We start from the raw sequence: 20,959 nt of genomic DNA on the forward strand, positions 1-20,959 counted from the left end.
ATTCGCCAAGGCCGGCCGTCACAAAGGTTCTTCGAACCAACGTCGTCCCATACTCCCTCAATTCCGGGTCCTCGGCAGGCGAACGAGAGCGAGAAGTCCGCCGCCGGGACGGTTGCTCAACTGCAACGTGCCGTCGTGCTGTTCGACTGCGCGCCGCGCGATGGTCAGGCCCAGTCCGCTCCCACCCGTGCCGCGATTGCGCGAGGTCTCAAGGCGACGGAACGGTTCGAATACCGTCTGCATGTCAGCCTCCGGAATGCCCGGCCCGTCATCCTCGATCCGGATAAGGAGCTCTCGCCCCTCATCTTCAAGCACGACACGCGCGCCGGCCCCGTACTTCACGGCATTGTCGATCAGGTTCGAGACAGCGCGTTTCAGCGCCACTGGGCTGCAGACAAGCCTGGCCTGCGAGGGGCCGGCATAGGTCACGGCCGCCCCCGCATCGGTGGCGGCGTCGCACAGCGTCTCGATCATCGCGACGAGATCGACGGGTTTGCGCGGCTCGCTCTCCGTCTCGCCGCGTAGATAGGCGAGCGTCGAATCGATCATCGCCTCCATCTCGTCGAGGTCGGCATCGATGGCGTGCGCCGCTTCGCCATCCTCAACGAAGCCGGCGCGTAGCCGCAGCCGTGCGATGGGTGTGCGCAGATCATGGCTGACGGCGGCCAGGGCCTGAGTGCGGTCGGCGATCAGGCGGTCGATGCGGCCCTGCATGCGATTGAAGGCCTGCGCGGCGTGGCGTACCTCGCGCGGGCCGTCCTCGGGCACAGGCACCACCGGGCCCGGGCCGCCGAAGCGATCCGCCGCATCGGACAGCGCGCGCAAGGGCCGCCCGATCAACCGCACCACCAGCAGCCCGAGCAATAGGATCCCCACTGCCATCGCCGTGGTGGAGAGCAGCGTTGCGTGTTCCGGCGCCGGCGGGCGGAACAGGGCGGCGGAGAAGTTGAGCCAGCTTCCGTCCGGCAGCGGCAGGGCGCCGAGCAGGAGGTGCCGCGACGCCTCGCTATCGGCCACGCCAACCTCGCCGTAGCCCAAACGCAGCCCCGTGACGTCGAGTTCCGGCACCAACTCACCGAGGCGGCTGCGCAGCGTGTCGATACGGGCGCTGCTGGCCTGCGCGGGCTGGACGGTGGGCGCGAGGGTCCAGTGCATGTCGAGGCTGGCGCTGGAGAGTGCGTGTGCGGTGCGGTCGCGTTCCTCGGCCGGCAGCTCCGCCACGGCGCGTTTCGCCGCCACCAGGCGCTCGGCCAGCTGCACCTCGCGCGTGGTGCCCAGAACCGCCTCGGTGCCGATCTGGTGCAACCACAGGCTGCCGAGATGGAAGGCCATCAGACCGACCAGCAGCACGAGCACGATGCGCCCGCCGAGCGTGTCCGGCAGCAGGCGCCCCAGCTTCGTCATGCCCCGCGCTTCACGGTGGGCACCAGCATGTAGCCGGCGCCGCGCACCGTCTTGATGATGGCGGGGCTGTCCTCCGTCGGCTCCAGCTTCCGCCGCAATCGGCTGACCATGACATCGACCGAGCGTTCCGTGCCGTTGAAGGCCATCCGGTTGCGGGCGAGGTCGAGCAGTTGGTCGCGGCTCAGCACGCGCTGGGCGTGCTCGCAGAATGCCAGCAGCAGATCGTACTCGCCGCTCGAGAGATCCACCGCCGTACCATCCGGCGCGCTGAGCTCGCGACGCCGCGTGTCGAGGCTCCAATCGGCGAAGTGGATCCGCTCGCCCGCCTGGCCTGCCATCGGTTCGCCCGCCTCGCCACGCGAGCGCCGCAGCAACGCGCGCACGCGCGCCAGCAGTTCGGCGCGCCCGAAGGGCTTCGGGATGTAGTCGTCGGCGCCGAGTTCCAGCCCGAGCACGCGATCGGTCTCCTCACCACGCGCCGTCACCATGATGATCGGCACGCCCGACTTGGCGCGCAGCGCTCGGCAAAGATCGAGTCCGGAGGCGCCAGGCAACATCACATCGAGCAGCACGAGATCGACGGGTGCGCCGGCCAGCACCTCCCACATCTCGCGGCCGTCACGTGCGCCTGTGACGCGAAAGCCGCTCTGGCGCAGAAGCCTGGCGATCAGCGTGCGCATCTCTCCATCATCCTCGACGACGAGGATGTGGGCGTCCTGCGGCAGGCTATCGGATGCGATCACGTCAATGATGCCGGTGGCCGCCCGGCATCGCGCCGCCATGCTGGGATGCGCCGCCGGCATAGCCACGCAGGCGAGGATAGGCGGCGATCTGTTCTGCGTTCAGCAGCGCCACCTGCGCCAGATGCGTTCGCAGATGCACATCCCGGATCTCTCCCTGCAAAGCCGCGATGCGGGCCGTGCGGGCCGAGAGGTTGGCGGGTGTGATGCTCCGGTCGCGGAAGGCAGCATCGAGGGCGCGCTCCTCCTCGATCACCCGCGCGCCGAGGTCGCCAGCCGCCGCCTGCATCTCCGCAATCAGGCGCTGCGTCGCCGCGAGCTGTGCTGGTGTGAGCTGCATCGCGCCAGCCAGTTCGATGACATGGGCTGGACCGGGCCAGCCATTGAGCTCCGCGGCCAGCGCGAGGCCCATGCCACGGCCGGCCAGCAGATCCGCCTGCTGCTCCGCGGAGAGCGCGCGGATCGAGCGGTCCTCCATGCCGGCATAAGGCGAGGGCGTGTCGGCCCAGCCGGGACTCGCCAGAAACAGGGCCAAGGCCGTCAAGGTCGAGCGCATCCTTCCCTCCTCAGTTCTGATCCATCGGCGTGAATCGCGCCTGCGCGGGACGTTGGCCGGGCAGCGTCAGCGTGACAACCGCGCGCATGCCGCGCGCTGCCAAGAAGTCTCCGGTTCCCGCCAAAACATTGGCGCCGGTGGGGGCGAGGGCGATGGTGGCTTGGCGCCCGCCGGCGAGGATGACGGCCTGCGCCGTGACGCCGACGGCAGGAATCGGGCGGTCGGCACTGTCGAACAGGAACAGCCGTAGCGTATTTCCCTCGGCCACGAGCTCGGCGTGATTGCTGCCGATATCCACCTTCTGGCCACCGTTCGGGCCGCGACGCGGCTCATGCGCGACGGCCGCGAACGGGGCAAGGACGAAGCTGGCGAGCAGCATGCGGCGCGGGGTCATGGGCAGGTTCCTCATGGATCAATAGGCCTCAGCCAGCTTCGTTTCCTGCTGGACGGCGCGCAGCCGTTCCAGGGCAGGGCGCCCGAAGCGATGGAACAGCAGGGGCGTCAGGAAGGTATCGAGCAGTGTGGCGGTGATCAGCCCGCCGAAGATGGTCACGGCGACCGGGTGCAGGATCTCCTTGCCCGGCTCGCTCGCGCCGATCATCAGCGGGATGAGCGCGAAGCCCGCGGAAAGCGCCGTCATCAGCACCGGCGTCAGCCGCTCCAGGCTGCCGCGGATCACCAGCGCCAGGCCCCAGCGCTCATCTTCGAGCAGCGCGAGGTTCAGGTAGTGGCTCACCTTCAGGATGCCGTTGCGGGTCGCGATGCCAGCCAGCGTGATGAAGCCGATCATCGAGGCGACCGAGAGCGGTTGCCCCGCGATCCATAGCGCAGCGATGGCGCCCACCAGCGCGAGCGGCACGTTGCCCATGATGATCAGCGCGAGCACCGCAGACTTGTAGCGGCTGTAGAGCACCATGAAGATCAGCGCCAAGGACACCAGCGAGAGTCCCGCGATCAGCCGCGCCGCTTCCTCCTGCGCCTGGAAGGTGCCTTCCAGCGTGAAGAAGTAGCCTGGGGGCAAGGTGGCCGCCTCCATCTCAGCCCGAATGCGCGCGACGATGGCGGCCATGTCGGTGCCATCGGTGTTGGCGAGCACCACGATCCTCCGCCGGCCATTCTCCCGCAGGATCTGGTTGGGCCCATCGGTGTCCCGCAACTCAGCCAGCAGCGACAGCGGCACGCGCCCGCCCGGCGTCTCGATCATGACGGCGGCGAGCCCGGGGCCGGTGCGGTCCGCGTCGCCGAGGCGCAGCACCACGTCAAAGCGCCGCGCGCCATCCACCACCTGGCTGACGACCTGGCCACCGGACAGGGCTTGCAGGGCTTCAGCGACGGACGCTGCCGAGACGCCATACAGCGCCGCGAGTTCGTGGTTCACCGCGACTTGCAGCTGCGGCACGCGCACCTGGCGCTCCACTTGGAGGTCTGTCAGGCCGGGGATGGCGGCAAGGCGCTGCTGCATGCCCTCGGCGAGGGTGCGGAGCGTGTCCAGATCGTCGCCGGTGATCTTGAGCGCGATCTCGGCACGTACGCCGGAGAGCATGTGGTCCAGCCGATGGCCAATGGGCTGGCCGACATTGGCGCTGCCCGGCAGTACCGCGAGTCGCGTGCGGATATCGGCCGAGATCGCCTGCTTGCCGCGTGTGGAGGCATGGAGCGAGACGTCAATCTCCGCGGAATGCACGCCCTCTGCATGCTCATCCAGCTCGGCGCGGCCGGTGCGCCGTCCCACGGTGCGGACCTCCGGCACCTGCATGATCAGCAGTTCCGCCTGCCGGCCAAGCCGGTTGGCTTCAGCCAGGCTGATGCCGGGCTGGAATTGCAGGCTGATGGTCAGCGTGCCCTCGTTGAAGGGCGGCAGGAAGGAGCGCGCCAGGAAGGGCACGGTCGCCAGCGCGCCTGCCACGCCGACGCCCGCGAGCAGGTAGACAAGGCGCGCGCGGGCGAAGGCCCAGAGCAAGGCACGCTCGTTCCAGCGCTTAAGTACTCGCACCAGAGCGCTGTCGCCATGCGCCATTCGCTTCATGCGCGGCAACAGGTAATAGCAGAGCACGGGCGTGACGGTGATCGAGACGACTAGGCTCGCCAGGATCGAGACGATGTAGGCAACGCCGAGCGGCGCGAACAACCGCCCTTCGATTCCCGTCAGCGCGAAAAGCGGCACGAAAACCAGGATCACGATCATCGTCGCATAGACAATGCCCGAGCGGACTTCCTGGCTCGCCCGAGCAATTACGAGAAGGGCGGGCTGGGGGTCCGGCCGCGCCCGGTTCTCCCGGAGACGGCGAAAGACGTTCTCCACGTCGACCACCGCGTCATCCACCAGCTCGCCGATCGCGATGGCGAGGCCGCCTAGCGTCATGGTGTTGATCGAGAGGCCGAGCAGCTGAAACACCACGACCGTGATGAGCACGGAAAGCGGAATGGCGGTCAGCGAGATGAAGGTGGTGCGCCCGTTCAGCAGGAACAGGAACAGCACCACGGCGACGACGGCGACCGCCTCAAGCAGCACCTTCTGCACGTTACCGATCGAGGCGGCGATGAAATCGGCCTGGCGGAACTGCACGTTGTTCGCGATCACGCCCGGCGGCATGGCGCGCTGCAACTCGACCAGCGCCGCTTCGACCTGTGCCGTCAGGACCACCGTGTCGGCAGATGGCTGCTTCTGGATCGACAGGATCACGGCGGGCTGGCCCATGCTGCCGGCCTCGCCCCGTTTGAGCCGTGCGGCGTAATCGACCGTCGCGACTTGGCGCAGCGGGATCGGCTGGCCGGCCCGCATGGCCACTGGCGTATTCGCAAGATCCTCCAGCCGTGTGGTGCGGCCGATGTTGCGGATCAGGTATTCGCGCCCCGCCTGATCCACATAGCCGCCACCGGTATTGCCCCCGAACTGCCGAAGCGCTGCAATCACCTGCTCATGTGTGACGTCCAGCGCGTGCATCTGCGCGACATCCGGCGTCACGCGGTATTGCCTCACCTCGCCGCCGATTGGGATCACCTGCGAAATGCCAGGGATTGTCAGCAGCCGAGGTCGCACCACCCAATCCGCCAGCTCCCGCAACTCCATCGGGCTGGCGCAGCCATCGGTGGACATCGCCACCAGCATGATCTCGCCCATGATGGAGGAGATCGGCGCCATCTGTGGCGCGACATTCGCCGGCAGCTGTGCCCGCACCAGCGAGAGGCGCTCCGCCACTTGCTGCCGGTTCACCCAGATGTCCGTGCCCCAGTCGAACTCCACGAAGACGATCGACAGGCCAACGCCGGACACCGAACGCACGCGCGTGACACCCGGCATGCCGTTCATCGCCGTCTCGATCGGGTAGGAGACGAGAAGCTCGACCTCCTCCGGCGCCAGGCCCTCAACCTCGGTCATCAGGGTGATCACCGGCTTGTTCAGGTCGGGGAAGACATCCACAGGCAGGCGCTGCAATGTCAGCGCGCCATAGACCACCAGGATCACTGCGGCGACGAGGACGAACAGCCGGTTCCGCAGACTGGCTGTGACGAGAATGTTGAACACGGCTAGCGGACCTGCGCGATCAGCGCGGCGCCGCTGGTCACCACCCGCGCCCCGCGTTCCAGCCCCACGGTTACCAGCACGCGCTGGCCGTCGAGGGATTGGACCCGCACGGGCCGCGGCAGGAAGCGCTCGGCGCTCGGCATTTCATAGACCACCTGGCCGCCCTCTGGGTTGCGCACCACCGCCTCAGCCGGCAGCACGATGCCAACGGTGCGGCGTGGCGTCTCCACCAGGACCGTCACCGGTTGCCCCACGGCAAGGCCACGGGCGCCGGCCTCGATGCGGAAATGCAGAGGCAAGCCTTGTTGACGCAGCGTCATGCCGCGGCCCACGAAGCCGAGCCGAAGCACTTGGCCGCCTGCCGTCATGGCCGAGGCCGCCGAGACCTCCGCAACCGCTGCGGTGTCGAAGGCGATGGCCTCGACCCACAGTCTGGCGGGATCGACGATATCGAATAGAGGTTCCTGCGCCTGGATCACCTGACCGGCGGCGACGCGAACCACGCTGATCAGGCCGGCGGAAGGTGCCACGATCGGCTCGCGCCCGGTCACCGCCGGCAGGTTCGCCGCGCGGCGCTGACGCAGGCCTTCGAGATCGGCGCGGGCATCGCTGATCTCTCGTGCCGCGACTGTGCCGGTCAGAGCGGTCAGGCGGCGGACCCGTGCCTCGCTTATGACGATGAGCGCGTCGAGCTCGGCGATGCTGGCGCGCACGCCGACGCGATCCTGCGCGGCCATGATGGGCACGACAAAGCCCAGAACCTCGCCACGCGCGACGCGCTGGCCAAGCGCCGGGAAGCCGCCTTCCGGTGGCTCGATGCGGCCCGCCTCGGATGCCTGGACGCGGCCGGAGGCGTTGGGGTCCGCCACCACCTGTCCGGTAAGGTGGATGGTGACCGAGGCCTCACCCAGCTCGGCCGGGCTGGTTCGGAGGCCTAGGAGCCGCTGCGAGGGCTTGGGCACGAAGATGCTGCCGTCGGGTTGGCGCCGCGGCGCGTCCATCGGCTGCGCCCAGGCAAGCACCGGCGCCATGACTATCGCCATCAAGGCCATCACGGCCGGCGCGGCAGCCACGCGCTCAGGTATCGGCGCGCCGGACGGCAAGGCATGTGGGCGCGTGCCGGTTGCTGACGGTTCGACGACAACCAGTGGAGGCAATGGCCGTGGCGCTGCTGCCCTGCCGACAGCCACGCCGACCAGCAGCAGGAATATCCCCGCCGCCCATACGTAAGGCTCGCGCATCGCCGTCGAGGCCACTTCCGCGAGCCCTGGCGCAGAGGTTGCAGCGGCAACGCCCGCGGGAATCACGAGCGTCACCGGCAGCAGGTCCATGTCTTCGCCGTCGGTGATGGTGAAGACGATGTTCCGTTGACCCGGGCGGTCTAGCGCCGGGTTTTCGAGGACGTACACAGCCTCACCCGCGCGGGGGGCCGTTCCGATGTCTTGGCCATCAACAGTGACCTGGACCGTGGCGCCGTCGATCGGCTCTGACGTTGCGTGTCGGTCGAGGTAGAGCCAGAGCCGCCGGTCCGCTCCCAGTACCGCCACAATCTCGAACAGATCGGAATGCGCCTCGGCGCGCGGTGCGGCGGCCGCGGGCGGCGCGGGTTCGTCACCATGGGAATGGCCTTCGTGGCTGAAAGCAGGGCGGATGCCGGGTGCGGCCAGCAGCGCCAGAAGCAGCAAAATACGAATCAGCACGCGCGCGCCCCCTGACTACCAACCACCGCCATCTCAATCTGGCGGCGCAGGACGTCGTGGGCGTTGCCCGATCATGACAAAACATTGCAGCGGAGGCACCTAGCCATTGGCGAAAGGTGACGCAGCCGGCGAGACGCGTCTCACAGCGCCCAGAGCAAGTTGGAATTCAGTTCCCACCGCAGCGGTGGGAACCGGATTCCAACCTTCTCTGCGCGCCGGGAGACCGGCGGATGGATGCGAATGAAAGAGTCGAACGTCGAACGATTACATGAAGCTTGCAGTTGTCCAGCAACCGCCGGTCTACCTCGATCTCGAAAAATCCATGACGCGCGCGGTCGAGCTCGTGCAGGAGGCGGCAGAGAAGGGCTGCGACATGCCGGTATGTCCCGAGGCATGGCTTCCTGGCTACCCGACTTTCGTATGGCGGCTGCCGCCTGAGGCAGGGATGAGCAAGACAGATGAACTTTACGCTCTCTCGCAGGCGAATTCCGCCGACCTGAGCAGGGACGGGCTGCGACCGCCTCTGGACGCGGCGAAGGACCACGGGCTGGTAATCGTCCTGGGCTACCAGGAGGTCGATGGCTCGGTCAGCGGCAGCACGCTGTTCAACAGCTACGCGATCATCAATGCGGACGGCAGGCTTGCGAACAACCACCGCAAGTTAATTCCGACGAACCCGGAGCGGATGGTCTGGGGCTTCGGCGACGGCTCAGGCCTGAACGTCGTGAACACCGCGGTCGGCCGCGTCGGGGCACTGATCTGCTGGGAAAACTACATGCCGCTGGCACGTTACGCATTCTATGCGCAGAGCATCGACATCTACGTCGCCCCGTCCTGGGACAGTGGCGGAACTTGGCTCGCGACGATGCAGCACATCGCGCGTGAGGGCGGCTGCTGGGTCGTTGGATGCGCGACGGCGTTGGAAGCATCCGTCATACCCGATGACGTGCCGTATCGCGATGCGCTTTTCCGAATCAGGACGGGTGGATCAACGCGGGCGACGCCGTCGTCTACAAACCCTTCGGCAGCGTCATCGCAGGGCCGATGGGCCGGGCGAAGGGCCTGCTGTTCGCCGAGATCGACGTGGCGGCCGCGCGTGTCTCTCGGCGGAAGTTTGACGCCAGCGGGCATTATGCCAGGCCCGATGTCTTCACTCTTACCGTGAACCGAAAGAAGCAGGCTCCCGTTCGATTCGACTAGCGCCGTTGGCGTGGCAACAAACTGGGGGCTGGGTGGCGCAGCATCGTGCCTTTCTGGAAGCGGGAGGAACTGGGATCTAACCTTCTCTGCCAGTTCACTAGCAATGTAGCGGGGCCCGTTGTCGGCCATGCGCGACGTGCGGCTGTCGTGACGCAGCAATTTACCATGCTGTCGGATGGCTGCGTCCGCCGCTGGCGCGTTGAACGCAATGCCGGCGATGCGGATATCGAACAAGCGGCCAAGGCAATGATCCAGCGCGCCGACCTGCCCAACATGCCGGCCGCCATCCCGGAGGACAGCTTGGCTGTCACGGTGCCGGTGCGCTTCCATCTGCGATGGGCGCGGCGACGGGCGACTTCGGCCGACGGTGCCGCCTTCAGTAGACGTCGCGCCGGTAACGTCCCGTCGCTGCCAACTCCATCACGGCCTCCTCGCCAAGGACCTCCTGAAGGACCTTGTGCACGCCGGGCGCCATGCCTTGGGCGCTGCCGCAAACGAAGATGGCCGCACCGGCATCGACCCAGCGGCGCAGATCCGGCGCGGCGGCGCGCAGCGCATCCTGTACATAGCGTCGCGGTTCGTCGCGGGAAAACGCAAGGTCGAGCCGCGCCAGGTCACCCGACGTAAGCCAGGACTCGATCTCCCTATCACACAGGAAATCGTGCGCGCGGCTGCGTTCGCCGAACAGCAGCCAGTTCCGTCGGTAGCCGGCAAGAAGCCGCGCGTGCAGATGTGCGCGCAAGCCGGCCATGCCAGTGCCATTGCCGATGAAGATTATCGGCATGTCCACATCCGGCGCGTGGAACCCCTTGTTCGGGCGCAGCTGTAGCGCGACGTCGCGGCCGACCGGCAGATGCGTCGTCAACCACCCGGAACCGAGACCAAGCCCACCATCGGGCCGCCGCACGCGGCGCACCAGCAGCTCGAGCCGTCCGTCTTCCGGCACGGATGCAATGGAGTATTCGCGCCTTGGCAGAAGCGGCAACGCTGCCGCCAGCGTTGCCGGCGCGAGTCGGTTTAGACACGATGCATCAGTCGGTAATTGCCGCGTCGCCAGCGCCTCGGACAGCGTGCCACCTTTCACTGGCTCCTCGCCGGTCAATCCGATCGCCGCGAGCAGCCCGTGCACCAGGTGCGGCGGGTTCTGTGGCACCACGATCGCGATATCGCCGGCCTGCCAGATGGGTCGGCTCGCGACCGGTTCGAAAGCAAGACGGAATACCGGTTCCCCGAGCCCAGCGGGGTTCAGCACACAGCGTTCCACCAATCGCCATGGCGCGGTGTCCTCGACAATGCCGAGGCAGGCGTTGCCCGGCGCGGTTCCGGCCAAGCCTTCGACATGCACCTGCCAATGGCGAAGCGCATCGGCCGCGCCCCCATCGACCTCGATGCGCCCGAATAGGGGCGTGGCGCCCTGCGCCTGCAGCCAGGTATCCAGCCGCCGGCCGAACGCGCAGTACCGCGCATAGCTACTGTCCCCGAGTGCGAGCAGCCCGTAGTCCAGCCCCTGTAGCGGCGCTGATCCATCCATCACCTTGCTCACGAAGTGCGCGGCGCTGTCAGGCGCGTCGCCCTCGCCGGTCGTGCTGACCAGGAACAGCGCGCGACGCGCCGAGGCAAGCGCATCGGCATTCAGCCCATCCACGCCACAGATGCGGACCGGCACCAGGCCGGCCTGCAAGAGCGCCGCAGTGTTCTGCGCCAACTCCTCGGCGAAACCGGTCTGGCTGGCATAGGCAACCAGGATCGGCTGCGCTCCACGTGCGTAGGGTTGTGCCGCAATAGCCCGGCGGTGGCGCCTGGTGCGCCAGGCGATCAGCCCACAAAAGGCCGCATATGCGCCCAGCACCGCCGAGGCGGCGAGAAGCCGTCCGCTTTCCGGTGACATTGTCGTATCCGTGATTAGCCGAGCATCGCGGCGAGCGCCGGGGAGAGGTGATCCGTGCAACCTCCGGCACCATCCCGCGACACGATGAGGGCCGCGATGCCGTGGCGGGTTGCATGTTCAAGCCCCGCCGGCAGGCCCAGCACGGCCAACGCCGTCGCCAAGGCATCGGCCTGCATGCAATGGCGATGCAGAACCGTGACGGCGGCGATGCAAGGCGGGATCGGCCAACCGCTGCGCGGGTCGAGTGTATGGCCGTACTGTATGCCGCCATGCCGAAAGTAGCGCCGGTAGTCGCCGGAAGTGGCGATGGCGAGATCGTGCAGTGCCACAAGGTAGGCAGGCGCGCTCTTCGCAACCGGGGATTCCAGCGCGACCCACCACGGCGCTCCGTCCGGCTTGACGCCACACCCGCGCAACTCGCCACCGACCTCGATGAGGTAGGAGTTGACACCAGCAGCTTCGAGTGCCCTCGCGACGAGGTCCACGGCATAGCCCTTGGCAATGCCGCTGAGGTCGAGCGCAACGCCGCCTGGCTGGTGCAGGCCGCCGTCGGCGCTATCGAATTCCAACTGCCGCCAGCCGACCCGGCGGAGCGCGGCGGCAATCCCGGTGCTCGGTGGCGGACCTTCATGGATGGTTGGCGTGGCACCGAATCCCCACAGATCGACCAGCGGACCTACTGTCGGGTCAAAGGCGCCCGCTGTCGCCTTGGCGGTCGCCAGCGCGGCTTCAAGCACACTGCGGAACCCCGTCGGCAGCCGCAACGAGCCGCCGGCGGGCAAGCGGTTGAAGCGGCAAAGGTAGGAGCCCGCACGCCAACCACTCATTTCCGCATTCACGCGATCAAGGCACCGCTCGATCTCTGCGCGCAGACCATCACCGTCGGCACCCGCGGCGCAGCGCACAGACCAACTCGTGCCCATCGTCTCGCCCTTCAGCGCCAGGATTGGCATGCCACGCGGCGGCGATGGCGGCGCGAACGCCGTCGGTATCAGGACCCGATGCACGTCTGGCCGCGTCAGCGTCGCGCCGGCCTCGCCATGCCGACCATCACGGCAGCACCTCGAGCGTCGCGACGTAGCTGGCGTTGCGCTGCACGTTCGGCATGCCGGAATTGCTATCCCGGACCGAGGCGCTCAGCCAGTACATGCCGGGTCCGGGCCAGGTAACGGCGAAGCTGCCATCCTCGTCGGTGCGGATCTTCATCTCGCCGAGTTGGTCGCGGTAGCGATTGCCGCCGGGCACGACGGCGACTTCGACACCACTGGCCGGCTTACCGTCCAGCATAAGGCGGAACCGCGCCTGCTCGCCGCCGACCAGGTCATTGGGGTGGGTTACGGGCACCACTTCCAGACCTTCATTCAGCGGCTGCAGGACGCGGTCCGTCGGTGCGCCGCGGGTGACGAAGAATTCGACGCGTCGTTGGCCGAGGCTGACGCGCAGCCCCTCGGCATCGGTCGGCACCTCGCGGGCGAAGGCGTCACGTGTGCCGCGCCAGCGCCGCGTCTGCCCGTTGGCTCGCCAGGAAGCGTTGAATCCCTCGCCGGTGACGGCGATGCGATAGGTGCCGGGTACGGTCAGCCGCACGTCAAAGGTGCTGCGGTAGCGCCCGCGCGACTGGTTCACCGTCTCCGCGGCGGACCCGTCTGGCGTCATGACCGTCAGCCCTTCGAGCGGCATCGGGAAATGTTCGAAGTAGAAGAGATCGTTGGAGACGGCGGCATCTACCGTGATCCAGGGATCGTCGCCCGACAGCACGGTGGCCGAGGGCAGCATCCAGGCCCGGTGCGCAACCGCGCTGACCGGGACAACCAGCATGGCGGCGAGCGCCAGGCGCTGCAGCGAGCGGATGGTCATGCGACTCTCCTTCATGTCACGGTGTGATCTGAACGGTGATGGTGCCGAGTTCGTTCTCACCTTGTGCAACGCCGCTGTGTGGTGCCGTCGGGGGCCATTGGAACGGCACGCGCAGGAGTTCGCGGCCGCCGACTTCGCGCGCCGCTTCCACGACAAGGTTGTACTGGCCCGGTTCGAGGCCCGAGAGCGCCGTGCGCGTGGCATCGAAGCGCAGCGTGTGGCGGCCCGGCGCGCGCGTCGCGCCGGTCACGCCATCGACCGGCATCTGCAGCGTCCGGCCCGTGCGGCGCCACCATTGCCGCATGTCCTTCAGCCACTTTTCCCCTTCCCGATTGCGCATGCCCGCGTCGTACCAGACAGAGAGATTCGCGGCCGCCTGCTGATCGGGCCGCTCCACCCAGATCGCCACGTAGGGGCGGTGGTATTCGGCGACCGAAAGCTGCGGCACCTCGACGGTCACCGCCATCTCGGGGGCGGCCCTTGCCGCCGTGACGGGTGCCGTCGCGAGGCCCAGGAGGGCCAGGGAGGAGGCGATGCGCATGAAGGTCCTCGGTCAGTGGATGAACAAGATCGCCAGTACCAGCGGTGCCACCAGGCCAACGCCGACCAGTGGCCAGGTGGCTGGTCGCGTACGAGCGTGGAACTGGAGAAGCACGAGCCCTGTGAGGCAGAAGACCAGGCAGGCACCGGCGAAGATGTCGATGAACCAGCTCCAGGCAGCACCGGCGTTGCGGCCCTTGTGCAGGTCGTTGAGGTAAGAGACCCAGCCGCGCGTCGTGACCTCGAGCGTGACAAGGCCGGATTCGCGTTCGATTGTCAGCCAGCCGTCGCCGCCCGGTCGCGGCAGAGGCAGGTACACCTCATCGGCCGACCATTCGGCGAGGCGGTCACCGGCACTGACACCGAAAGTCGCCCCGATCCAGCTGCGCAGTTCCCGAGACATCGAGTGTTTCCCATCACCGTTGAATGCCGGCAGACCCACCAGCAATTCCGGCGTCAAGGTCGCGGAGCGCGTCGTGACCCGCGGCACGCTCTCAATGTCGCCGGCATGGTTGAGCGTGATGCCCGTGGCGGCGAACAGAACCATCCCGATCAGGCTGACGGCCGCGCTGATCCAGTGCCAGCGATGCAGGTGCTTCAGCCAGAAGCCGCGGCCACCGAGAATGGCGCGACGCGCCGGCAGCACGGCGTCAACGGCCGACCCATCCGGCGGCGAGAAGGCGGCACGCGTCATCGCCGCGCGATCCGCAGGCACAGGACAGGCGTGCCCGTCGCGCGGGAGACACGGAGGCCGAATGCTCCGGAAGGCGATCGCATGGGTAGGGGCCGCCACGTTCAAATGCATTAGGGGACGGCTGCACCTAATCGCAAGTGCGAGGCAGTTGCAAGTACAATGTCTCGCACTTGGCGCCCCCGCCCGTGTCGGCTGCCGTCGTGCGCGTCGCGTTCGGGCTTCGGCTGGCGCGCTCCAGACTTCACCCGGGCCATTTGCGCGCCACCGCCCTCAGGTTCGATGCCAGATCGCCTGGCTGCCGATGTCCTTGAGAGTTGCGCAGCCCGTCAGGGCCATCGCCATTTCGAATTCGATCCGCAATAGATGCAAGGCGTGCGCGACGCCGGCAGGACCGGCCACGGCAAGAGCAAACATGTAGGGGCGACCGATCATCACGGCCGTCGCACCGAGCGCGAGCGCCTTGATCACATCGGTGCCACGACGGATGCCGCCATCGACCAGGATCGGGACGCGCCCCTTCACTACCGCTGCGATGCTGGGCAACGCCTCGATCGTGGGGGGCAGGGTGTCGAGCACGCGGCCACCATGGTTGGACACGACGATACCGTCGGCGCCCTCCCCGATCGCCCGCTCAGCATCCTCGATGGCCATGATGCCCTTGATCAGCAGCGGCAGGCGCGTTGCAGCGCGCAGTCGGGCGATGTCCTCCCAGCGGGCGGCATTTGTTAGGAACCCGTCGAAGAGCAGGCTGGCGCCCAGAGGAGCCTGGGCGACCGGACCGGGCCGGAGGCCGCGGAGATTGACGGCCTCGCCAAGGCTGCCGGGCGTGATTCCGGCCCGCTGCTCCTGATTGCGAATCCCGGCGACCGGTGCATCCACAGTGACGACGATCGCCTTCGCCCCGGCCCGTTCGGCCCGCGCGACCAGTGCGTGGGTGAAGGCGCGGTCGTGCTGGATGTAGAGCTGAAACCAGAAGGGCCCGTTGGTCGCGGCCGCGATGTCCTCGATGGCCGTATCGGCCTCGGTGCTGACGACGAGGCCGGAGCCGGCCGCCGTGGCCCCGATACTGGTGGCGACTTCCGCGGCAGCGCAGGCCAGACCGTGGTGAGCGACTGGTGCCAGAAGAACCGGGAAATCAAAGTCTGCCCCGAACAGATGGAGGCGCGTGCTGCCGCCGCCGAGGTTGTTCAACACGCGGCTGGTGAGCTGTATCGAATCGTAGGCGGTACGGTTCCGGCGCATGGTCAGGCCGTCCGCAGCGGCGCCGGCGATGTAGGCCCAGGCCGCCGGTGAGAGCCGGCCGCGGGCGTGTTCCTCGTAGTCGGCCAGACATGTCACGTCCGGGGGAATGGCATAGGCGCTCGGCATCGTCCTCACCTCGCATTGCGCGCGGCATCCTAGCGGGCCCCGACGCGGTGGCAGACGGCGAACCGGTTCGCACACCGCGCCCGGAGTCTGTTGCCGAAATGCCACCCGCGCTGCGGTCGGTATCGCTGGGTCACCGATCGTTAATCTCCAGATTGATAATGACTCGCAATCGCATATTGTGTCACGACCTCAATGCTGACACGGCGCAAGCCGCCGGGAGACCATCAACGTGAACAATCCGTCGACGCTTCGCGCCGCGCTTTCGAGAACAGCCTTCGGCGCGAGCCTTGCTGCGGGCTTCGCCATCACCGCCGCCGCACCCGCCGGCGCCCAAAGCAGCGAACCGGGCCAGGCCGCCGGCGCGGTGAGCCTTCCGCAGATCAGCGTCGACGGCGCGCGGCCGGAGAACACGCTTGAAGGCACGACCGGACTCGGGCGTATTCCCGGTCGAATCCAAGACATCCCGCAGACGATCCAGGTCGTTCCGCAGGAGGTGATGCGCCAGCAGAATGTCACAACGCTTGGCGAAGCACTGCGCAACGTGCCCGGCATCACCTCCTCGGCCGGGGAGGGCAATGGCGGCGTTGCCGGCGACCAGTTGCGTATCCGGGGCTTCAACTCGCAGAATGACCTTTACGTCGACGGCATGCGCGACTTCGGCAGCTTCCGCCGCGATGCATTCACCTTCGAGGAAGTGCAGGCGATTCTTGGCCCGTCGGGTGTGAATTTCGGGTCCGGCTCTGCGGGCGGCATCATCAACGTCACCAGCCGCACGCCGCATCTGGGCAATGCGCTCAACATGGACGTGACGGGCGGCATGAACTGGATGCTGCGCGGCACCGCCGACGCGAACTACCAGATCGGCGAGACCACGGCGCTGCGCCTGAACGTGATGTACCAGCAGCAGCGGCTGGTGGACCGGCACATGCCGACCGGTGAGCGCTGGGGCATCGCGCCGTCCATCGCCTTCGGCCTAGGCACCGATACGACGCTGACCCTCGAATACCTCTATTACCGCTACGACGAGCCGACCGATGGCGGCATCCCAGTGGTGGCGCGGCCTGGCAGCATCGTCGGCCGTCCGGTCACGGAATACGGTGTCAGCCGGGCCACCTGGTACGGCAGCAACCACACCGATCGCGACCAATCCACGGTCAATCGCGTGACGGCGCGCCTGCAGCACCGTGCGAATGAGTGGCTGACAGTCTATAACGATACTCGTCTCGGCATTCAGGAGCGCGACTTCAGCTATTCCATCGTGTCCTGCGACGCGACCTGCGCTGGCCGACTGTTCAATGGTGGAGGCGTGCCACAATACGCCTTCAGCGGCGCGGGCTCGCCCTATACGTCGCAGACCTGGGGCGTGCAGAACATCACCAGCGCGGTGGCGCGCTTCAACACCTGGTCACTGCGGCATGAGGCAACGCTCGGCCTTGACGTCTGGTACGAGGATTTCGAGCGCGACGGCTATGTCTACGGCACCGACCGCACCAATTATCGTGGCAACCTACTTGCGCCGAACAACAACCTCGACTTCGCCTATACGCCGAGCATCGCGGCCAATGCGAACCGGCGTTCGCAGACAACCCAGTTCGCCGCCTTCGCCAGCGATCGCGTGTGGTTGACGCCCGAGATTTCCGTCCTCGGCGGCCTGCGCTGGACGCGCCAACAATCCGACTACCAGCAGTTCGGCGGCACCAACCCGGTCACCGAATTCAACGCCGACAACAGCTTCGTAGACCCGCGGGCGTCAATCATCTGGGAACCGACGCCGGAATACACGGTCTACTTCTCCTATGCGCAGTCCACCTTCGCGCCCGGCTCCAACTGGACCACCCAGCCCGGACAGGCCAGTGCGAACAACTCGAATCTCGAGCCCGAACAGAACACCATCTTCGAGGTCGGCGGTCGGGCCAGCGTCCTGGAAGGACGCCTCGGCCTTAGCGCGTCCGTCTATCAGATCGAGAAGAACAACGCGACTGAGACCGATCCTGCCACAGGCACCGTCTTCTCCTCGGGTGATCAGCAGCGGGTGCGCGGCGTCGACCTCGGCGCGACAGGGCGCGTCACGCCGGCCTGGCTGGTGAATGCGCGCTACAGCTACATGAACAGCGAGACCACCAGTTCACTGACGCCGGCCAATGTCGGCAAGCGGGTCGTTTATGTACCGGAACATGCCGCTACGCTGTGGACGAGCTATGAGTTCAACCAGGGTACACCCTGGAACGTCACGCTCGGTGGCGGCTTCACCTACAGCAGTTCGGCCTATCTGAACGCGGCGAACACAAATGAGGTACCCTATACCTTCTCGCTCGATGCCTTCGTCTCACATCGCATCAACGACCAATTGACGCTCCGGATCAACGGCTACAACCTGACCGACAATCGCAACTACGTCTCACTATTCGGCAACCGTGCCGTGATGGGCCCGGGGCGTGGGGTCACCATGACGGTCGCGACCAGCTTCTGATACGCCGGGCCAGCACGAAGTGACGGGGCTGTCGGGATCCAGCCGGTTCTGACCGGCCCCTTCCTTGTCATACCTTGCCCGAATGAACTGGCGCTGCCGGCGCCAAGGCGGGCATCGCCGACGGAGAATCAGCATGCTTGTTCACATTCCAGAACTCCTCACGGCCGAAGAAGTCTCCCTGTGTCGGCAGCGGCTTGATGCGGCGGATTGGGTGGATGGCCGCGGCACAGCCGGTGAGCAGGCCGCGAAGGCCAAGCACAACCTCCAGGTTCCCGAAGGGTCAGCGACGGCGCGCGACCTGGGTGGGATCGTCCTGCAGGCCCTTGGCCGCAACCCGATGTTCACGTCGGCAACCATGCCGCTGCGCGTCTATCCACCCATGTTCAACCGGTACGACGTGGGCATGACCTTCAATACCCATGTCGACAACGCGATCCGCAGCGTTCCCGGCGGTGGCCGCCTTCGCACGGACGTTTCATCGACATTGTTTCTCACGCCGCCGGAAGACTATGACGGCGGCGAACTCGTCATCGAGGACACCTACGGCGCGCAGCCCGTGAAACTGCCGGCCGGCGACATGGTGGTCTATCCGGGGACCAGCCTGCATAGGGTCAACCCGGTAACGCGTGGCAGCCGCTGGGCGTCCTTCTTCTGGACTCAGTCTATGATCGAGGATGACCGGAAGCGCCGGCTTCTCTTCGAGATGGACATGTCGATCATTCAGATGCGAATGATCGTAGCGGATGACCATGCGAGCGTGCTCGGCCTTACGACCTGCTACCACAACCTGATGCGGATGTGGTGCAACCTGTAATGGGGGCATGAACCGCCCCGGGTTTGTCGGAGGCTCCGACTCCTGAGAGGCTGGAGCGATGACGAGCAGGACGACGAATAAGTTCTCGCCTGAGGTTCGCGAACGGGCGGTACGGATGGTGCTGGAGCATGAGACGCAGCACCCGTCGCGCTGGGCGACGATCCTCTCGATCGCGGTGAAGATCGGCTGCACGGGCCAGACGCTGAACGCGTGGGTGAAACAGGTCGAGCGAGATGCGGGTCGCAGGACTGGACCGACGACGGAGATGGCGGCACGGCTCAAGGCCCTGGAGCGTGAGAACCGCGAGCTGCGGCAGGCGAACGAGATCCTGCGCAAGGCGTCGGCGTATTTTGCCCAGGCGGAGCTCGATCGCCGGTTCAAGCCATGATCGGCTTCATTGATGATCATCGTGGGGTTTATGGGCTTGAGCCGCAAAGCGGATCAAGGCCGATCTGCAAGGTCCTGCCGATCGCCGCATCGACCTATCGCGCGCAGGCAGCCCGGCGGCGTGATCCGGCGCAGCTGCCGGCCCGGGCCAGGCGCGATGCCGCGCTGATGCCCGAGATCGAGCGCGTGTTCGAGGAGAACTTCCGCGTCTACGGCGTGCGCAAGGTCTGGCGGCAGCTGAAGCGCGAAGGGCAGGACCTGGCGCGCTGCACTGTTGCGCGTCTGATGCGCGGCATGGGCCTGCAGGGCGTGATCCGCGGCAAGCCGGTCAGGACCACGATCAGCGACAAGACCGCCCCTTGCCCGCTGGATCACGTCAACCGGCAGTTCAAGGCACCGCGCCCGAACGTGCTGTGGGTCTCCGACTTCACCTATGTCGCGACCTGGTCAGGGCTCGCCTACGTCGCCTTTGTCATCGACGCCTATGCGCGGTGGATCGTCGGATGGCGCGTGTCGCGGACCACGCATACGGGCTTCGTGCTGGATGCGCTGGAACAGGCCCTGCACGAGCGGCGCCCGCTGCATCGCGACGGCCTCGTGCATCACAGCGAGGCCCTCAGCGAGCCGGCGGACTCGATGCGCGAGGAGTCTGCCCTTGCCTTTCGTTCTGTCGGGGGTCCTGGCCGTAGCCTCGTTGCCGGCTCTCATTGTGGCACTGACTGACACCAATAGGTGGGTGCGCCTGCGGATCCTGCAGACCCTAGAGAAGCTGGGCGAAAGGGCCGCGGCAGCCGCCCCTCATGTCGCCCTGGCAATCAGCGATCCCGACGAGGCGGTGAGCGAGGCAGCCGCGTCGGTCATTGCCGGCATACTCGGAGAAGCAGCCATTCCCTTCCTCGAGGCCGCCGCGCGCCGACCCTAGCGAGGACATCGGGAAGGCCCCTGCGCAGGTCCTGGCTTGGCTGCGGGAGAACCGTTAGCTAGCGGGGGTCGAGCCTATGCTCGGCGTCCGACGGTCCGAAGGACGGAGTTCGGTACCGACATGCCCGGTGCTTTTCCCTCTGCGGGCTTAGATGACAGGGAGAGGCGTTGGGGATCGTGTGTGCAGTCCGGAAGGCAGCCCGAAACCCCAACTATTCCGCTGTCTTCGCAGAGTGCTTCCTCGCTTGCTCTGGCTGTTATCTCGAGGCATGGGATCCGGAGCGAAAAATGCGGGGACCGCCGGAGACGCTGCACGAGGGGCAGATCGAGGGCGGTGGTGGGGATGGCGGCGGACCCGCTAGTGCCCACCAGGCCGGCCGTCATAGGGCCAGCCACATATTTGCCACGGCATGCCGGGAGGTAAGGCGGAGGGGGTGCGAGGTTGCGCGGCGCACCCGCTCCCTGTGGAGATGTTCTTTGCGGATCACCGTCAGGGGACTCGCCGCTTCGCCACCCCTACCGACAGCATCACCGCCGCCAGGTCGAACGTCGCTGCCGAGATGTTCCGCGCCATGACGCGCACGGTGTTGTTCGACCATGCCGCGGCGTCGAGCTCGATGAAGCGCGTCGACGACGCCAGCGCCGCGTCGGCGAGGTCGCCCTGACGCGCGCCGTTGACGGTGACGTCGATCAGGCTGGTCGCCCCGGGTGCCAAGCTCGGTAGATCCCGCGGCACCTCCGCCGCGAACTCCCGCTGCCCGGCTGGCAGCGCTGGAGAGCCGCAGAACAACGCCGGTGCCTCTTTGACGACCTGTCCGGCGTCAGCACCCTTGAGACAGAACGGCGGCGTTGAGGAACGGAGGATTTCTGGCTCATCGTAACCCCCAGGAGAGT

Annotated in this window: 16 protein-coding genes, 2 pseudogenes and 1 other annotated feature; of the genes and pseudogenes, 5 read left to right on the forward strand and 13 right to left on the reverse strand. The window is 66.9% G+C overall.

Annotated features, from left to right (window positions below; genetic code table 11):
* Positions 1–57: 57 nt before the first annotated feature.
* From IEY36_RS28335 to IEY36_RS28360, 6 genes are read right to left on the reverse strand one after another with little or no spacing between them, the layout of a single operon-like run.
* A complete protein-coding gene (locus IEY36_RS28335) occupies positions 58–1,404 on the reverse strand; it encodes an ATP-binding protein (protein WP_229681655.1) in 1,347 nt (448 codons plus the stop codon).
* Positions 1,401–2,186: a response regulator gene (locus IEY36_RS28340; RefSeq protein WP_188973329.1), complete on the reverse strand. Its 786-nt coding sequence runs from the start codon at positions 2,184–2,186 to the stop codon at positions 1,401–1,403. The genes IEY36_RS28335 and IEY36_RS28340 overlap by 4 nt, the downstream gene beginning before the upstream one ends.
* Positions 2,149–2,700 carry a hypothetical protein gene (locus tag IEY36_RS28345; protein WP_188973331.1) on the reverse strand — a complete coding sequence of 184 codons (552 nt, stop codon included), beginning with the start codon at positions 2,698–2,700 and terminating at the stop codon, positions 2,149–2,151. Before IEY36_RS28345 ends, IEY36_RS28340 begins: the two co-directional genes overlap by 38 nt.
* A gap of 10 nt (positions 2,701–2,710) precedes the next feature.
* Positions 2,711–3,094 (reverse strand): hypothetical protein, encoded by a 384-nt coding sequence (locus IEY36_RS28350; RefSeq protein WP_188973333.1) that lies wholly within the window; start codon positions 3,092–3,094, stop codon positions 2,711–2,713.
* Between the two features lie 18 nt (positions 3,095–3,112).
* Positions 3,113–6,226, reverse strand: coding sequence for an efflux RND transporter permease subunit (locus IEY36_RS28355; protein ID WP_188973335.1), 3,114 nt, complete (start codon positions 6,224–6,226; stop codon positions 3,113–3,115).
* 2 nt (positions 6,227–6,228) lie between these two features.
* Positions 6,229–7,926 carry an efflux RND transporter periplasmic adaptor subunit gene (locus tag IEY36_RS28360; protein ID WP_188973337.1) on the reverse strand — a complete coding sequence of 566 codons (1,698 nt, stop codon included), beginning with the start codon at positions 7,924–7,926 and terminating at the stop codon, positions 6,229–6,231.
* Between the two features lie 268 nt (positions 7,927–8,194).
* On the opposite strand from IEY36_RS28360, the gene IEY36_RS28365 reads away from it, so the two are divergent.
* Positions 8,195–9,091 (forward strand): nitrilase-related carbon-nitrogen hydrolase, encoded by an 897-nt coding sequence (locus IEY36_RS28365; RefSeq protein ID WP_229681656.1) that lies wholly within the window; start codon positions 8,195–8,197, stop codon positions 9,089–9,091.
* 411 nt (positions 9,092–9,502) lie between these two features.
* Here the strand turns inward: IEY36_RS28365 and IEY36_RS28370 are convergent, their stop codons facing one another.
* The 6 genes from IEY36_RS28370 to IEY36_RS28395 all read right to left on the reverse strand — a co-directional run bounded on the left by IEY36_RS28370 (position 9,503) and on the right by IEY36_RS28395 (position 15,473).
* On the reverse strand, positions 9,503–11,014 hold the full coding sequence (locus IEY36_RS28370) for a sulfite reductase subunit alpha (protein WP_188973339.1): 1,512 nt from the start codon (positions 11,012–11,014) through the stop codon (positions 9,503–9,505).
* Positions 11,015–11,028: 14 nt separating this feature from the next.
* Positions 11,029–11,967, reverse strand: a complete 939-nt coding sequence (locus IEY36_RS28375) for an FAD:protein FMN transferase (protein WP_229681657.1) — start codon at positions 11,965–11,967, stop codon at positions 11,029–11,031.
* A gap of 97 nt (positions 11,968–12,064) precedes the next feature.
* Positions 12,065–12,871 (reverse strand): DUF4198 domain-containing protein, encoded by an 807-nt coding sequence (locus IEY36_RS28380; RefSeq protein WP_229681658.1) that lies wholly within the window; start codon positions 12,869–12,871, stop codon positions 12,065–12,067.
* A gap of 16 nt (positions 12,872–12,887) precedes the next feature.
* Positions 12,888–13,412 carry a DUF2271 domain-containing protein gene (locus IEY36_RS28385; RefSeq protein ID WP_188973343.1) on the reverse strand — a complete coding sequence of 175 codons (525 nt, stop codon included), beginning with the start codon at positions 13,410–13,412 and terminating at the stop codon, positions 12,888–12,890.
* Positions 13,413–13,424: 12 nt separating this feature from the next.
* Entirely contained in the window at positions 13,425–14,105 is a 681-nt protein-coding gene (locus IEY36_RS28390; RefSeq protein ID WP_188973345.1) for a PepSY-associated TM helix domain-containing protein, read from the reverse strand.
* 270 nt (positions 14,106–14,375) lie between these two features.
* On the reverse strand, positions 14,376–15,473 hold the full coding sequence (locus IEY36_RS28395) for an alpha-hydroxy acid oxidase (RefSeq protein ID WP_188973347.1): 1,098 nt from the start codon (positions 15,471–15,473) through the stop codon (positions 14,376–14,378).
* A gap of 229 nt (positions 15,474–15,702) precedes the next feature.
* On the opposite strand from IEY36_RS28395, the gene IEY36_RS28400 reads away from it, so the two are divergent.
* The 4 genes and pseudogenes from IEY36_RS28400 (at position 15,703) to IEY36_RS28415 (ending at position 20,066) form a co-directional block, all read left to right on the forward strand.
* The gene (locus tag IEY36_RS28400; protein WP_188973349.1) at positions 15,703–17,943 is read left to right on the forward strand and encodes a TonB-dependent receptor; all 2,241 of its coding nucleotides are present in this window, start codon (positions 15,703–15,705) and stop codon (positions 17,941–17,943) included.
* Between the two features lie 133 nt (positions 17,944–18,076).
* On the forward strand, positions 18,077–18,757 hold the full coding sequence (locus IEY36_RS28405; protein WP_188973351.1) for a Fe2+-dependent dioxygenase: 681 nt from the start codon (positions 18,077–18,079) through the stop codon (positions 18,755–18,757).
* A gap of 58 nt (positions 18,758–18,815) precedes the next feature.
* Positions 18,816–19,756: pseudogene (locus tag IEY36_RS28410) on the forward strand (IS3 family transposase); the annotation flags it as partial.
* Positions 19,100–19,221 (forward strand) — a sequence feature (AL1L pseudoknot). It overlaps the preceding pseudogene by 122 nt.
* Before the next feature lie 97 nt (positions 19,757–19,853).
* On the forward strand, positions 19,854–20,066 hold the full coding sequence (locus IEY36_RS28415) for a HEAT repeat domain-containing protein (RefSeq protein WP_188973353.1): 213 nt from the start codon (positions 19,854–19,856) through the stop codon (positions 20,064–20,066).
* A gap of 489 nt (positions 20,067–20,555) precedes the next feature.
* Here IEY36_RS28415 and IEY36_RS28420 read toward each other — a convergent pair.
* Positions 20,556–20,959: pseudogene (locus IEY36_RS28420) on the reverse strand (hypothetical protein); the annotation flags it as partial.

Origin of the sequence: Neoroseomonas lacus (genome assembly GCF_014644535.1) — a bacterium.
In the GTDB taxonomy this organism is placed as follows: Bacteria; Pseudomonadota; Alphaproteobacteria; order Acetobacterales; family Acetobacteraceae; genus Neoroseomonas; species Neoroseomonas lacus.